This is a genomic window from Streptomyces sp. MJM8645, assembly GCF_001625365.1.
In the GTDB taxonomy this organism is placed as follows: Bacteria; Actinomycetota; Actinomycetes; order Streptomycetales; family Streptomycetaceae; genus Kitasatospora.
Window position 1 is genome coordinate 698251 of the sequence record NZ_LJJF01000002.1, and the last position, 14828, is coordinate 713078.

General features: G+C 71.3%; 15 protein-coding genes. 5 read left to right on the forward strand and 10 right to left on the reverse strand.

Annotated elements, in window-relative coordinates; translation table 11 throughout:
* Positions 1 to 76 precede the first annotated feature (76 nt).
* Positions 77 to 565 (reverse strand): hypothetical protein, encoded by a 489-nt coding sequence (locus A6F73_RS33785; RefSeq protein ID WP_063352172.1) that lies wholly within the window; start codon positions 563 to 565, stop codon positions 77 to 79.
* A 63-nt stretch (positions 566 to 628) separates the two neighbouring features.
* On the opposite strand from A6F73_RS33785, the gene A6F73_RS33790 reads away from it, so the two are divergent.
* A complete protein-coding gene (locus A6F73_RS33790) occupies positions 629 to 1300 on the forward strand; it encodes a TetR/AcrR family transcriptional regulator (protein WP_063352173.1) in 672 nt (223 codons plus the stop codon).
* On the opposite strand, the gene A6F73_RS33795 is transcribed toward A6F73_RS33790, so the two are convergent.
* The 3 genes from A6F73_RS33795 to A6F73_RS33805 all read right to left on the reverse strand — a co-directional run bounded on the left by A6F73_RS33795 (position 1267) and on the right by A6F73_RS33805 (position 3976).
* Positions 1267 to 2199 (reverse strand): glycosyl hydrolase family 18 protein, encoded by a 933-nt coding sequence (locus tag A6F73_RS33795; protein WP_063352174.1) that lies wholly within the window; start codon positions 2197 to 2199, stop codon positions 1267 to 1269. The two genes, A6F73_RS33790 and A6F73_RS33795, sit on opposite strands and share 34 nt — an antisense overlap.
* 176 nt (positions 2200 to 2375) lie before the next feature.
* Entirely contained in the window at positions 2376 to 2801 is a 426-nt protein-coding gene (locus A6F73_RS33800; protein ID WP_063352175.1) for a VOC family protein, read from the reverse strand.
* 152 nt (positions 2802 to 2953) lie between these two features.
* Complete coding sequence (locus tag A6F73_RS33805; protein ID WP_107453141.1) at positions 2954 to 3976, reverse strand: LuxR family transcriptional regulator; 1023 nt, start codon at positions 3974 to 3976, stop codon at positions 2954 to 2956.
* Positions 3977 to 4271: 295 nt separating this feature from the next.
* Between A6F73_RS33805 and A6F73_RS33810 the strand changes: the two genes are divergently transcribed.
* Positions 4272 to 5057 carry an alpha/beta fold hydrolase gene (locus A6F73_RS33810; RefSeq protein WP_063352177.1) on the forward strand — a complete coding sequence of 262 codons (786 nt, stop codon included), beginning with the start codon at positions 4272 to 4274 and terminating at the stop codon, positions 5055 to 5057.
* Here the strand turns inward: A6F73_RS33810 and murI are convergent.
* From murI to A6F73_RS33835, 4 genes are all read right to left on the reverse strand, one after another.
* Positions 4966 to 5823, reverse strand: coding sequence for a glutamate racemase (gene murI / locus A6F73_RS39940; RefSeq protein WP_244293803.1), 858 nt, complete (start codon positions 5821 to 5823; stop codon positions 4966 to 4968). The two genes, A6F73_RS33810 and murI, sit on opposite strands and share 92 nt — an antisense overlap.
* A 112-nt stretch (positions 5824 to 5935) precedes the next feature.
* The gene (locus A6F73_RS33820; protein ID WP_063352179.1) at positions 5936 to 6913 is read right to left on the reverse strand and encodes a TauD/TfdA family dioxygenase; all 978 of its coding nucleotides are present in this window, start codon (positions 6911 to 6913) and stop codon (positions 5936 to 5938) included.
* 402 nt (positions 6914 to 7315) lie between these two features.
* A complete protein-coding gene (locus tag A6F73_RS33830) occupies positions 7316 to 8548 on the reverse strand; it encodes an ATP-grasp domain-containing protein (RefSeq protein WP_063352181.1) in 1233 nt (410 codons plus the stop codon).
* 132 nt (positions 8549 to 8680) lie between these two features.
* Positions 8681 to 9961 carry an MFS transporter gene (locus tag A6F73_RS33835; RefSeq protein ID WP_063352182.1) on the reverse strand — a complete coding sequence of 427 codons (1281 nt, stop codon included), beginning with the start codon at positions 9959 to 9961 and terminating at the stop codon, positions 8681 to 8683.
* A 425-nt stretch (positions 9962 to 10386) separates the two neighbouring features.
* On the opposite strand from A6F73_RS33835, the gene A6F73_RS33840 reads away from it, so the two are divergent.
* From A6F73_RS33840 to A6F73_RS33850, 3 genes are all read left to right on the forward strand, one after another.
* On the forward strand, positions 10387 to 11676 hold the full coding sequence (locus A6F73_RS33840; RefSeq protein WP_063352183.1) for an ATP-grasp domain-containing protein: 1290 nt from the start codon (positions 10387 to 10389) through the stop codon (positions 11674 to 11676).
* 424 nt (positions 11677 to 12100) lie between these two features.
* Complete coding sequence (locus A6F73_RS33845; protein ID WP_159398682.1) at positions 12101 to 12400, forward strand: DUF4277 domain-containing protein; 300 nt, start codon at positions 12101 to 12103, stop codon at positions 12398 to 12400.
* Positions 12401 to 12405: 5 nt separating this feature from the next.
* Positions 12406 to 12675: a hypothetical protein gene (locus A6F73_RS33850; RefSeq protein ID WP_244293804.1), complete on the forward strand. Its 270-nt coding sequence runs from the start codon at positions 12406 to 12408 to the stop codon at positions 12673 to 12675.
* Positions 12676 to 12698: 23 nt separating this feature from the next.
* Here the strand turns inward: A6F73_RS33850 and A6F73_RS33855 are convergent, their stop codons facing one another.
* Positions 12699 to 13568 (reverse strand): HEAT repeat domain-containing protein, encoded by an 870-nt coding sequence (locus A6F73_RS33855; protein ID WP_063352184.1) that lies wholly within the window; start codon positions 13566 to 13568, stop codon positions 12699 to 12701.
* 241 nt (positions 13569 to 13809) lie between these two features.
* Positions 13810 to 14676 (reverse strand): LLM class flavin-dependent oxidoreductase, encoded by an 867-nt coding sequence (locus A6F73_RS33860; RefSeq protein WP_079136498.1) that lies wholly within the window; start codon positions 14674 to 14676, stop codon positions 13810 to 13812.
* Positions 14677 to 14828 lie beyond the last annotated feature (152 nt).

The window sequence follows — 14828 nt, forward strand, 5'->3', positions numbered from 1 at the left end:
GGACGGCGAGATCAGGCGAGATCATCGGCCGGAGGGCCGCGCTCGAAACCGCCGGCAGGCGGCCCCGTGTCGTTGTTCACCTGTGTGCGAACGCGCGGAGCAGGCGTACGTACGGGGTCCAGCGGGCCGGGCGGGCCACCGTGCCCGTGCAGGCGAGCTCGGCGCGGTCCAGGCCGTCCTCCAGGCAGGCGTCGTGCATCGGGCGCCAGGCCGCCGGCCAGGTCAGGCGCTCCAGGCCGCCGGCCTTCATCGCGAGGGTGTGCCGCAGCACGGTGCGCTCTTCGTCGACGGGCAGCACCGTGAACTCGTGGAAGCCGTGGAATCCGCGCGGCCCGCTGAAGGTGAAGCGGATCCAGACCCCGGGCACGTACGCGGTGACCGTGTAGCGGACCGGGCCGTGGCCGCCGGTCGCGCCGACCGCCAGTGGGCGGTCGAACTCCATCGCGGGCCAGTTCGCGTGCGCCCAGAGTCGGTCCGCCGAGCCGCCCGACAGGCTGTCGACGAGCGCGCCCACCTCGCTCGCCTTGGCGGCCAGCAGGCGCTCGTGCACGTTGTAGACGCCCATGCGTCCTCCCCTTCAGATTATTAGAGACCAGCCTCTAATAATCTGGAGGGTACCCTCTGATTCATGGCGAGACCACCCCGATTCGACACCGACCAGATCCTCGACGCCGCCGTCCGGCTGGCCGCCTCCGCCGGGCCGGCCGGCGTGACCATGTCCGCCGTCGCCCAGGCGATCGGCGCGCCGAGCGGGTCCATGTACCACCGCTTCCCCGGCCGTACGGCCCTGCTCGCCGAGGTGTGGCTGCGGACCGTGGAGCGCTTCCAGGAGGGGCACTTCGCCGCACTCGGCAGCGCCCCCGACCCCCACCCGGCCGCCCGCGCGGTCGCCCGGCACGTCATCTCCTGGAGCCGCGCCCACCCGCAGGAAGCCTCGCTCCTCCTCTACGGCGCCGAGGAGTTCGGCCGCGCCGGCTGGTCCGAGGAACACAAGGAGCGCGCGGACCTCGGCAACCAACGCGTGCTCGACTCCATCGGCTCCCTCGCCGAAACCCTCGGCGCGGCGGGCCCCCAGGACCACGAGCGCATCACCCTGGCCCTGATCGACCTGCCGCTGTCCGTGGTCCGCCGCCATCTGCGCGCCGGGCAACCGCTGCCACCGCACGCGGAAGACCTCACCGAGGAATGCACGACGGCCCTGCTGGCCGGCGTGGAGGCTCCGCGGTCGGATGCCACCAAGCCGGAGACCTCCGCGGAGCTACACCGTCAGGCCTTGGCCGCCGGAGCGGCGAGCGCCTGACGGACGGCGCAGTACCAGCTGGCAGGGCCGGTGGGGCAGTTGGGGCCGTCGACGTTGCGGGAGAGCGCGTATTCCCAGCCCGCGGCACCGGCGAAGTCCGGGTACTTGTCGGCGAGAGCGCGCAGCGTCCGCTGGAGGACCGGCATGTCGACGTAGCCCTCGCAGTCCAGGTTGTCGTTGGTGATGCCGGCGGCGACGACCTTGGACGCGGGGAACTGGTTCCGGATGACCGCGTCGTAGTCGGCGGTGTCGGCGAGGCTGCCGTTGCCGCAGTAGAACTGGGTGTTGTACCAGCGGATCAGGGGGCCGACCTGCTTCTCGAGCGTGCGGTAGTCGAGGAAGGGGAGGTTGCCGCCCTCGGGCATGGTGAGCTCGCCGGGCCCCGGGGCAAGGGTGATCAGGAAGTCCGGCCCGAAGTCGGAGCGCAGCTGACGGATGAGCCTCTCGGCGGTCGCCTCGTGGAACGCCTCCTCGACGTCGAGGTCGATGCCGTCCAGCCGGTACGTCCTGAGGGCGTCGCGGACGGGCGGGTAGTACGTGCCGAAGTCCTTGTCGAGCAGCCCGTACGTCCCCTGCGCGGCGCCGCCGAGGAGCGCGGTGACCTTGACGCCCTTCGCCTGCACCGAGGCGATGTCACGCCACATCGGGACGTACTTGGCCGCGGAGGGCGGGTCGTCGTTCAGGGTGAGGATCGGGTACTGGGCGGGATCGTTGAGGTGGAACGCGGCCACCTCCACCACGTCCGCGTGACCGATCAGGGGCACCGGGGAGACGTACTGGCTGCCGGGGTCGCCCGTGGTCGTGCCGGTCTGGTAGAACGCGACGACGTGACGGCTCGCCGACGCCTTCGCCGCGGGAGAGGTGCCTCGCACCCCGTCCGGGTGTCCGTGACTGCTCATGGGCGGGTTCCTCCTGAGTGCTCGGCCACAGCCCTGCTGTGGGTCACCAGGAAGCGTGCCGCCCCGCCCGGGAGGGTCGTACGCATTCCCACCACGCGTCCCGGAATTCCACTCCGCCAGCCCCGTGCCACCGCCGCCGCGCATCGGCCCGGCCCGCCGGGTCGGAGGAGGCTGGCTCAGTCGACGCAGAACTCGTTGCCCTCGATGTCCTGCATCACGATGCACGAATCGTGGCCGTCATAGAGCAGTCGCACGCGTACCGCGCCGAGCGCGAGCAGCCGGGTGCACTCGGCTTCGAGCGTGGCGAGGCGCTCTTCGCCCACGAGCCCGGTGCCGACCCGCACGTCGAGGTGCACCCGGTTCTTGACGACCTTGCCCTCGGGAACGCGCTGGAAGAACAGTCGCGGGCCCACCCCTGAGGGGTCGATGCAGGCTGACCACGAACCCCGGTCCTCAGCAGGCTGGGAGCGGTCGTACTCGTCCCAGGTGGCGAACCCCTTCGGCGACGGCGATTCGTACCCCAGCACCTCGCACCAGAAGCGGGCGACGCGCCGGGGTTCCGCGCAGTCGAAGGTGACTTGAAACTTCTTGATCAATGACATAAGCGCACCATAACAGGGGGTCTCTTGCTCATCTCCCGTCAGGAATAAGCATGCTGACGGGAGGCCGGAACCTCGGCCAGCCGATCCGGCGACGGCGCAGCGGACCTCCGGTGGCACCCGGCCTGGTCCGGGCGCGCCGCCGGAGGAGCCCCTCAACCCTCGTCCCCGCTCTCCAGCAGGCTGTTCTTCCGCAGCAGGTAGCCCAGCTGGAGGCGGCTGGTGGCCCCGAGCTCCCGCATGATCTCCGAGACGTGCCGCTGGCACGTCCGCACCGAGATACCCAGGGCCCGGGCCGTGGCACGGTCGTCGGCGCCGTCGACGAGGTGTTGCAGGATGGAGCGCTGCGTCTGGTTGGTCAGGCCCTGGATGAAGGCCTTCTCCCGGGGCTTCCCGATGGGCTCGCCCGCCGTCCAGAAGCGGTTGAACATCTCCACCGCCAAGGCCACGAGGTCCTCGTTGCGCACGATCAGGGCACCGCCGGGCACCTCGCGCAGCGGCACCAGGAACGCCTTCCGGTCGAAGACCAGGAACCAGGCCAGGCTCCCGGTCACCGTCCTGACCTCCGCGCCCATTCCGGCGACCTCCTCGGCGTAGGCCACCGTCGGGGGGTGGAATCGGGCCGCGTGCTGGTAGAGGGTCCGCAGCCGCACGCCGCGGTGGAGTAACTCGCCCTCCCAGTTGCGGGATCCGGGCAGTTCGGCGGCCGGGCGGGGCCCTCCGGGCAGCGCGGCCAGGACCTCGTGGCGGCTCTCGCCCGCGTACCGCTCCACCGTGCGGAGCGCCTTGTCCGCCGATTCGATCCGCTCGAACTGAGGCCCCTGGAAGCCGCTCTGCCGGGCCGCGTAGATGAGGCCCAGTTCGGCGAGCTGCTCCCGGGCGACCATCAGGTCCGATTGGGCGCCCTGCAGACGCTCCTCCCAGCCCTCGAGGAGCCGGTCGGAGACGTGCGCCGGGTCGACGGCGGCCAGTCGGCCGGCCGCCAGCCGACGGACCAGGCCCGCCTTGACGAGTCGCTCCACCGTGGAGGCAGATGCCGCCCGGCCCTCCCCGGAGGACAGCTCCTCCGGGCGCATGGGCCCGTCGTTCACGATGCGCCGGTACGAAGCCAGCTCCGTCAGCGTCAACTGCACCGGTCGGAGACCGGGCCGGGTGCGTTCCCTGAGTAAGGAATCCATCCCCTCACCTTCCGTCGAGTCGAGGCCGGGGGTGGGAGGACACGACGGATCGAAGGGGAGCGGAGCGGAACGGGCCGGACGGCTCCGGCGGGCCCGGAGCGGGAACACGGGTCACGTGCAACAAACCCCCGCCACCGGCCGGCTGCCTTCCTCCCCGTGCCCGGTTTGCTCCGGCCCTTTCGTCAACAGCCGTGCCACGAACCCCCGTACGTCCGGTCAGTATACTGGTGGCGCACGATTGCAGTGTGACATTTTTCTGCTGACCAAAAGTCAACTCCCTGTCCGAAGGGGCGTCATGGGCGTCGTACGCAAGACCGTTCACCCGATCGACGGCGAGCAGCTGAGCGTGTACACGGTGGACCCGGGGCCCGGCACCGTCGCAGACCGCATCGGCGTTGTCGTCATGCACGGCGCGGGCAACGGCAGCAAGGAGCGCAACCTGCCGCTCGCCGAGGACTTCGCCGCACTCGGGTACCCGGCCGTCGCCCTGGACTTCTCCGGCCACGGGGAGAGCACCGGCGAACTGCGCGACCTCAGCCTCCGCCGGCGCCGGCACCAGGCCGCGGCCGTGATCGAGGAGGTCTTCGGCGCCGACCTGCCGCTCGCCCTGGTCGGCTTCAGCATGAGCGGTCAGACCCTCGCCGACCTGGTAGCGCTGTACGGCGGCCGGGTGGCGGCGCTCGCCGCCTGCGCCCCCGGAATCTACGGCGCGGAGGCCTGGGACGTGCCCTTCGGCTCCGGGTTCACCGAACTGATCCGCAGGCCCGGCAGCTGGCGGACCAGCTCCGCGCCCGGCACCTTCGCGCGGTTCAACGGCCGGGCCCTGCTGGTGGTCCCGGAGCAGGACGCCGTCATCCCGCCCGGCGTCACCGACCTGGTCCGCACGTCGCTGGCCGCGAAGGCCGACTTCTCCGAGCTGCGCCTCGCGGGGGCCGACCACCGGCTCGGGGCCTGGCTGGCCGACCACCCGGAGGACCGGCAGCGCCTCGTCAGCGCACTGCTGCGGCCACGTCCGTCAGTACCGGGCCCAGGAAGCGACGTCCGATCCGCTGGAACTGGCGGGGGTCTCCGGTCGTCATGAAGACGTGCCGCGGCGCGGACCGCGCACGGGCCAGGCCCAGCTTCCCGAGCTGCCAGGCGACGTCCTTGGCGGACTCCTCCGCGCTGGAGATGAGCGACACCCCCTCGCCCATCTCGTCCGCGATCACCTCCGCCAGCAGTGGGTAGTGGGTGCACCCGAGGACAAGGGTGTCGACCCCGGCCGCCTTCGGCACCGCCAGGTACTCGCGGGCGGCGGCGGCCAGGCCCGGGCCCGCGACGACTCCGCGTTCCACGAAGTCGACGAACCGGGGGCAGGACTGCACCGTCAGCCGGACGTGCGGCGCGGCCGCGAAGGCGTCCTCGTACGACATGGACGTCTTCGTGGCCGCGGTGCAGATCACACCGACCCGCCCGCTCCGCGTCACGGCCGCTGCCTCCCGCACGCTCGGGCAGATCACCTCGATAACCGGCACGTCGTAGCGCTCGCGGGCGTCGCGCAGCATCGCCGAACTCGCCGAGTTGCAGGCGATGACCAGCATCTTGACGCCCAGGGCCACCAGTTGGTCGAGGCACTCCAGGGCATACGAGCGCACCTCGGCGATGCTCCGCGGTCCGTAGGGGGAGCGGGCGCTGTCCGCCAGGTAGACGATCGACTCCCACGGCAGCCGGTCGAGGACGGCCCGGGCCACCGTCAGTCCGCCGAACCCGGAGTCGAAGATGCCGATCTGGGCGTCCGGCCCCGGCCGGGCCCCGGGGCCGGACGCCCCGCCGTACGGACCGGTCGACACCCGCTCGAACTCGATCACCCCTGTTCCTCCTCCCGAGGTCCGACGTCCTACCAGCCGCCGCGCGGCCGTCCCGTCCCGCCCTGCGGGTCCTGTCGGCCCGGTCGGGCCGACAGGACCCGCGGCATGGTTCTCAGGCCGCGATGGCGCGGCTCATCGTGTCCGCGCGCAGCATGCTGGACTTGCGCAGGTCGTTGGTCACGCAGAGCCGCGACAGCCACCGCGAACGGCCCTCGGGCAGCGGCGTGTAGGCGTCACGGGCGTGCGCGCAGCGGTAGTTGTCCACGTAGACGAACTCGCCGCCCCGCAGGACCAGGGTCACCTTGTTCCGCTGCAGGAACTCGTGGAGCTTCTCCAACGCGGTCCGCTCGATCCCGGTCAACTCGTCGATCCGCAGGGCGGCGAAGTTCACCCGGAAGTACGGGTTCTCGCGGTTCCCGAAGAAGATGGACTGCTGCTCCTCGTCGATCACGCCCGAGGTCTCGTGGATGGGGTTGTGGCCGATCCGGAACCGCGGCTCCCAGAGGACCTCCCACTCCTGCGGGGTCAGCGTGTCGATGCCCTCGATGCTCGACAGGGTCGTACCCGCGCCCTCGTCGTTCCGCAGGCAGACCAGACCGAGGAAGTCGGGCCGGGTCGGGTGGAAGGCGTCCTCGATGTGGAAGCCGAAGTCGTGGTTGGAACCGGAGCTGGAATTCGCGACGCCGGCCAGGCCCGGGATCGGGATGATCGAGTTGAAGAGGCTGCCCGCGCGCTGCGAGACGTACCCGATCGGCTCCCCGAGCAGGCTTCCGTAGAGCCCGTGCAGAACCTGGCTCTCGTTGATCTCGTAGCCGGGCTCGGTCTCCACGTAGCGGGTCGGCGTGGGACTGAGGGCGCCCCGCGTGGCCGGGGAGCCCACCATGTGGAGTGCGACCTCCCGCTCGTTGCGCTTGAAGGAGTAGAACGTCTCCCGGATGCGGCGGGGCAGTTCGTGCGCGATGACGTGTGCCTGTTCGAGGAAGTAGTGCTGATCGAGGATCCGGGGATCGAGCAGGACATCGTCGAGCAGCTTCCGGACCTGCAGCGCCTCGGAATCGGTCAGCTCAAGTCGTAGAACCGAAGTTGGCATGGTTCTCCCTCTCGGGTCGGGAATGGTCGGAGAAGAATGGTGGGCGGTGACATCCGGCCGCCTCGGCCCATCGGGATGTTCGGCACGTTCGGCGCTTTCGCCGGGCTCGGCACGTTCGGCGCTTTCGCCGGGCTCGGCACGTTCGGCGCTTTCACCGGGCTCGGCACGATCGGCGCCTTCCGGCGCTTACGGCACCGGCGGACCTCGCAGCTCGAACCGGATAGGGGAAGACCGGTGGCGCGCGGCCGGAGCCCGGTCGCATCCGCGACCGAGTGCGACCGGTTTCAGCTTCCCACGCCCCGTCGGCCCCGGACAGGATGATCGGGCGTCACAATCACGACTGACGCAATCCGGAAACGGGGCACCCGCGTTCGGCGCCGGGGACTTCGGCCGACCGCCGGATCAGGCGGACTGCGCCGGCAGAGGATCCAGCTCAATCGTCAGGGCCGCGACGGAGTCCCGCAGGCGCGCGGTCAGGGCCTCGTTGGAGGACTCGACGACGACGATGTGGCCGAGCCTCGTCATGAACCCCCGGGGCGGCAGCGCCATGTCCTGCCCGGGCGTCGCGTGCCAGACCAGCTCGTGCCACAGCTCCTCCGCGCCTGCCCGGTGCCCCAGGGTGCGGACCCGCCCGTCGTGCGACGGGTAGACCATGCGGACGCCGGCGAACAGTTCGCGCTCAGGGCGCACTTCGACCCGCCCCCCGGTCAGCGCGGCCACCGTGAGCGCCACCTGGTCCACCCCGGTGGCCAGCCGGGTCGCGTACGGGATCTTCTCCCCGCCCAGCCGGGCCGCCGTCTCGATCATGCGGGGCCCCCGCGCCGTGATCCGCAACTCCGAGTGCGTCGCCCCGTAGGTGATCCCCAGCGCGTGGTGGGCCGCCACCACGACCCGCTCGATCTCCGCGTACCCCGGGTACGTCGACGGCTTCCGGCAGACGTGGCCGAGCTCCTCGAAGTAGGGGGCGAACCCCACCTCCTTCTCGGTCAACCCGCAGATGTGGACCTGCCCGTCCTGGACGACGGACTCCACACTGAGTTCCGGGCCCTCCAGGTACTCCTCCACCAGGACTCCGGGGACGGTGTCGATCCGGTCGATCCGAGCACCGACCGCCACCTGGAACAGCTCGCGGAGCCGCTCCTCGTCGTCGACCCGGACGACCCCGTAACTGCCCCCGAGGTTGCGGGGCTTGAGGACGACCGGGTAGCCGATGAGCTCGGCGGCCTCGGCCGCCCGGTCCGCCGTCATGGCGAGAACGCTCTGGGCCGAAGGGACGCCGGCCACCCGGAACGCCTCCCGCATCAGCCGCTTGTCCCGGCTCCTGGCCGCCGCCTCCCGCGACAGCCCGGGCAGGCCCAGCGCATGCGCCACCTCCGCCGCGAGCTCGACGTGCGCCTCGTCGTAGGTCAGGACCCCGTCGAAGGGCTCCGCGGCGTGCAGCTTCTCCGTCAGTCCCACCACCTGGGTCCGATCCCGCAGGTCCACCTCGTACGTGACGTCGACGAGCGGGGCGGCCCACGGCCGCTGGGGCGCGGCCTGCACCGCGGTCACCCGGATTCCCGCCGCACGCAGGTCCTCCAGGATGTACCGGCGGTACACCTCAGTGCCCACGCTGATCACCAACAGATGCGTCATGACGTTCTCTTCCCTCCGTTGACTCGTTGACTTGACGACTTGGTGACCCGCCGGGGCGATGCGGGACAGGTCGGCACATCGGCACGTGGACGCGTCGACGTGCCCGTAACCGGAGCGGGCCGACCGCACCGGTCACACGGTGTCCGGTGCCTGAGCCCGCGCGCCGCCCGGGGCGTGATCACGCAGCCCGGCGAACCAGACGAACGCCGCCGTGACCGTGGCGAGCAGGCCGAACCCGACGAACACCGGCCGCGGATCGGAGTGGTTCAGCCCGGTCAGGAACCCGGCGGCCATCGCTCCGAGCGGGCTCGCGGCGAGCGCGGCCATCCGGGCGGTGGCAGTCACCCGGCCGAGGACCTCCCGCGGCACCAACTCCTGCCGAACGCTGCGGATCACCACGACGGCCAGCACCGCGGAACCGCTGACCAACAGGTTGAGCGCGGCCAACGGGGCGAGGCTGTCGACCAGCCCCATCAGGGCGAGAGCCACCCCCAGGCAGCCCGCGCTCAGGGCCACCACGGCGAGCCGCCGCCCGGGCGTGGCCAGCCGGGATGCGCCCGCCGCACCCAGCACGCCGCCCAGGCCGCCCAGGCCGACCACCACGCCCAGGGCCGAATCTCCGAAACCGAGCTGGTTCCGTAGGTAGAACGGGGTCAGTGTCTCCACGGCGATGAACAGGTTGGCGGTGGCCTGGAGGCCGGTCAGCAGCAGGATCAGCCGGGTGTCCCGCAGGAAGCGCAGGCCGTCGGCCACGTCCGCGCGGAGCCTGCGGAGCGCGCCCCGGGTCGTCGTCCCGGCCCGGGCGGGCGTCCCGCCGAACCGTCCGATCGTGAAGATCGTCGCCAGCGACAGCAGGTAGGTGGCCGCGTTGCCGAACAGAGCCGTGTTCAGCCCGAAGAGGGCGCTGAGCGCGCCGAACAGGCCGGGGCCCACCACGAGCGAGGCCTGGTTCGTCGCCTCCAGCCAGGAGTTGGCGCGCACCAGCCGTCGGCCCTGGACCAGGTCGCGGACCGCCACCGTCAGGGCCGTCTCGAAGAAGACGCCGGCCCCCGAGGCCAGAAACGCCAGCACCAGGGCCATCCAGACCCGCAGGTTCCCCGTGCTCGCGAGCAGTGCCAGCGTCAGGAACGCCGAGAAGCGGACGGCGTCCGTCGCCAACATGGTCGCCCGGGGGTTGAGCCGGTCGACCAACGCGCCCGCGAACAGGCCCACCAGCAGGTAGCCGACGGTCCGCGGCGCGGCGGCCAGAGCCGCGGCGAACGGGTCCCCGCTCAGCTCGAGGACGACGAGGGGCACGGCGAGGAACGCCAGGCCGTCACCCAGGAGCGAGAACACCTGGCCGCCGAAGAAGACCGCGAACTGCGACGCCGACGGCTGCCCCGGCTCAACGGCCGGGCTCTTCCCGGACAGCATGGGTCCACCCCCTCCGTCATGCTTCCCACCCCGTCCGCACAGTGCGACGGGCCGACACGGACCGTGACGACGCAGCTCATTGTGCAGGCGGGGGAAGGGGATCGGCGGGCCGGGCACCGGCGGACTTGCGCCAGGCGTAAAGACGACGGCGCACGCCCGTGGCGCTGCCCCCGGAGGGCACGGGTCTCCTGTTTGCGACATTCGTGATCACGACGACCAGACCGTGCTGCCAGGGACGGAGCTGGTCTGCGAGAGTCGAGCCGCCGGGACCACCCGCCGTCGCTCCGGTCGGCGTCGGCCCGGTGGCTCGGCATCCCGGCGACGTGCACCCGGCCGACCTCGGCGCCCTGCTGACGGAACCCGTTCCACCGGCGCCAGGACCGGCGTCCGACTCCCCCCGTTGACCGCGACCGAAGGCGGCGCCCGTGTCGACCGTTCCCCTGCCCCGGCTCCTCCTGCTCGACGTGCCGACGGGCCCCCGGCCCGCTTGGTACCTCCCCCGGCTGTGCTCGGCCTACGCGCTGCACATCCTCTGGATCCCGGGTCCCGACCCCGACCTGAACCGCGCCCGCGCCGCCCTGTTCGACGAGTGGTGCACCCATGCGACCGTGCTGGGCCAGGACACGGCGGCCGACGAACTGACCGACGTCGCGAAGGCCTGGCAGCCCGTCGGCATCCTCGGCTTCGGTGAAATGGCCCTCGAACCGGTGCACACCGCGGCCGCCCGCCTCGGGCTGCCGGCCAACGCGCCGAGGTCGCTCGCGGCCATCCGCAACAAGCACGAGCAGCGCCGGCTGCTGGCCGAGGCGGGCATTCCCACCCCGCGCTTCGCGTCCGTCCGCGACCTCGACGAACTCCGCGCCGCCGCCCGGACCGTGGGCCTACCCGCGGTTCTCAAGCCCAAGGCCGGCGTCGGAAGCCTGGCGACCTTCCAGGTGGACAGCACGACCGACCTGGCCGAACTCTGGTCCGCCGCCTGCGCCGACTACGCCGCCGACCCCCGCGGTGGCCCCGTACCGGACTTCGTCCTGGAGGAGTTCCTGGTCGGCATCGGCCCGCACAACGACCCCTGCTACGGCACCTACGCGAGCGTCGAGTCACTCGTCCGGCGCGGCACGGTCCGGCACCTGGCGGTCACCGACAAGTTCCCGCTCTCCCCCGGCTTCCGGGAGAACGGCGGCATCATGCCCTCGGTGCTGCCGGACACCGTCCTCGCCCCGCTGCTGGACTGCGCGTCCCAGGCGATCCGTGCCCTGGGCATCACCGACTCCGGCGTCCACACCGAGATCATGTTCACCCGGGAGGGTCCCCGGGTCATCGAGGTCAACAGCCGCATCGGCGGCGGGGTCACCGAGATGCTCCACCACTGCTGCTCCTTCGACTCGGTGCTGGCCTGCGCCGCCATCGCCACCGGCGGAGAGCTTCCCGACTTCTCTCCGCCCACGCGCAGCACGGCCTTCCTCCTGCCCCAGGCCCCGCACCACGACACCGTCCTCACCGCCGCCCCGACCGTCGAGGCCCTCCTCGTACTTCCTGGTGTCGCAGAGGCGGAGCTCCCGTACGCCGTCGGCGACCGCCCCCGTTGGCAGCAGGGAACCCCCGGCGGAACCATGGCCCGCATCGTCGCGGTCGCCGACTCCGCGGCTCCCCTCCTTGACCTCTTCGCCAGCCTCCAGCCCGGTGGCCTCTTCACCTACCGCGCCGTCCAGCCGTGAGATCGGTGGCCCTGCGGCGGTGAGGAAACGGAGCGACCCCACCGCCGCAGGACCGGCCGGGACCAAGCGGTGGGCGGGAAGGGGACGCAGGCGGCGGTGAGGCGTTCGGGAGCCCACAGGCTTTCGCCAGCAGCGACAAAGGGCAGGAGCGCACTCCCGAAGCCGATGAGGTGCCCCGCAACCAGATTCAAGCGACAGCGGCCGCGATCACCCAGCCGCTGACCTTCTCGGCATTCAGCCGTGGGTTACATCGTTGGTGGCCTCGGCCCCAGGCCGCGGGAGTGCTAGTCCCGTCCTTCGCACGTGCGTGGTTTGGATGAACTGATGATGTGGCCGGTACCTCGGTGGTGTGCGGGTCGTTGGATGAGGTGTGTCGTCGATATCTCGTTCGCCGCGGTCCCGGGTGCACCGTCCACGCTTCGCTGTGGAGATCGCGCCCGTGATGGAGAGGCGTCTGGGTGCTCTGCCCGCCTCTGCCGAGTTTCTGCGCCGGCTGGACGTGGCCGGGATCATCGACGGGCTGTGCCCGGTGCGCGATGTCGCGCACCTGACGCACGGCCAGGTCATCAAGGTACTGGTAGCCAACCGGCTGTCCGCGCCCGCGCCGCTGGTGCGGGTGGGCAACTGGGCCGCCGAGTGGGCGGTGGACGAGGTCTTCGGGATCGAACCCCACTCGCGGTCGCCCCGATCTTCCTGCAGCACAACCGACGCATCGCGGCCCTGATCACCGTGATCTGCCTGGCTCTACTGGTCTTCTGCCTGATCGAACGCCAGGTCCGCCAAGCCCTGGGCCCCGAGCAGACCATGCGCGGCCTCTACCCCGACAGCCGGGCCGTCCGCCCCACCGGCCGCCTGATCTTCTACCACCTCGCCAGCCTCAAGATCCGGCCCGGCACCGCCACCGACCCGCCCACCATCCTGATCAGCCGAGGAGTCCAAGCACACCTGCTCGAACTCCTCGGCATCGACGAAACCCGCCCCCGCTGGCTGCAGACCTAAAAGCCCAAGTGCGAAGTGCGGGGCTAGCCGATCCGGCGACGGGACTGGACAACGAGCAGGACGGCCCCCTCAGGAACTTCGTCGTCCACCGCGATCCGGACCTCCGTGACCGTGCCGGGCCAGTCCGCGATCAGCTCCTGGCAGATCGCGTCGTTCTCCAGGACGGCCATGAGTTCGCCGCCCCGGACCGTCTGACCGGGCTCCACCAGAACCTCGGCCACGCACCACGGCACGCCCATCACGGCCTGCGCGGTGAACACCGCCGGCCCCAGTTCGCGCCAGGCCGGCGGTACCAGCGGCCCGCCGATGCGCTGCTCGACCTGGTCGAGGGCTGCTCCGGCGCACCTGGCGAACGAGGAGTCGTCCGCCAGGTGCTCGCGCAGCAACGGCCCGACCGCACGGACGTCGCCCAGCCGCGCCAGCGTGTCCACCGCTTCGGACCGCGTCTCGGGATCCGCCAGGCACGCGGCGACGGCCTCGGTGTGATCGGCCGAACCGTTCTCGGCCAGACCCCGCAGCGCTCGACGGCGGTACTCCGGGCTACGGGTGCGCAGTTGGCGTTCCAGGAACGGCAGGGCTCGCGGATCCTTGATGTACTCCAGCGTCTCCATGAGTGCCGATTCCTGCGCAGGGTCCTCCGCAACCTCGTCGAAGAAGGTGTCCGGGAAGGCACGGGCAAGGTGTATCTGCGCTTCCAAGGGGCGCCAGTAGTCGTCCCGGTCGCGGCGCACGATCTCCGCCATGTCCCAGCCCGGCTCGGCCCGGCCCGCCCGAATGGCGAGGAGCCGACGAAGACTCGCCGGCCCCGTTGCCAGCAGGCCGTCGAGGGCGCGGTCGTCCCCATACAGGTAGTCCGTGAGGAGGCCGTCGATCGCCTCGTGTGCCAGGTCCATGGGGAGTCGGCCAGCTTTCAGTGGAGCAGCGGGTCAGGGTGGGCACCTTCTCCGCCGGACGGCGCCGCCCGGTTGCTCAACTATCGTTCATTGCGGGGGCACTTCCCGACAAACCAAGAAGGACGTCGAACCGGCCGACGACTCCGACTGCGGACGTGATGGCGGACCCGCGACAGGGCCCGCCACCGGTGAAGCGCCGCTTCGGCGAGGGAGAACCGGGAGCCGCGCAGCCGCGGACGTGCTAGCCGAACGACGTGGTGACGGTGTGGTGGAGCCGGGCGATCTCGGCTTCCCAGTCGGGGACCGCGCGGGCGGGGACCAGGATGACGTGTTCGACGCCGACGTCCGCGAACTCGGCCAGGCGCTCGCGCAACGCCCGGTCGCCGCCGACGGCATAGACATCGCGGCTGGTGCAGCCCTGCTTGTGGGCCGAGACCTCGGCGTCCAGCTCGCGCCGGAGCTCGGGGGTGTCGATGGCGGGCGGCACGTAGACGAGCTGCACCGCGCGGGTGATGTGCTCGGTGCGGCCGAGGTGCTGCTGCTCCTCGTCCAGGACCTTCAGGCGCCGGCGGTACTCGGCGGGGGTGATGAACGCGGGGACCCAGCCGTCCGCGAGGGCGGCGACGCGCCGTACGGTCCGCTCCCGGCCTCCACCCAGCCAGACGGGCGGCACCCCGGTCGGGCCGCTGCCGCTGGCTTCCCCGGCGGACTCCCCGACGAGGCGGCGCAGGCGGCGCAGGATGTCCTCCAGGGCGGCGGCCGCTTCGGCGGGGTCCCGGATGAGGGCCTCGCGGGGGCCGCCGATGCCGAGCTGGGCGACGAACCGGCCGTTGGACCGCCGGTACAGGTCGGTCAGTTCGCGGACCACGGCGGAGGGTTCCAGGCCAGCGGCGACCAGGACGTGCGGACCGAAGACCAGCGCGGATGTCCGGTGGGCCACTTCCCGTGCCAGCTCAAGCGGCGGGGGCATGTCGTCCCCGTTGTTGTTGTAGAACCAGAACGAATCGAATCCGTACTGCTCCACCGCGTCGAGCAATTTCCACAAGTGGTCCCGCTTCACGTCATGGCGTAACGAGGTACCGAAACAGAAGCCGAATTGCAGACCCATGAGGCCTCCCTGTCGAGATATTGCCTGCAAGGCACGGCCGCCCGCCGGGCAGGTGGTCGATGAATTGGCGAGAGCCAGCTGAATACCGACTTCAGGTCCGTGATCCACAGGATTTCCCGCTCCTGTCGGACCCTTTCGAACCGTGTCGAAAT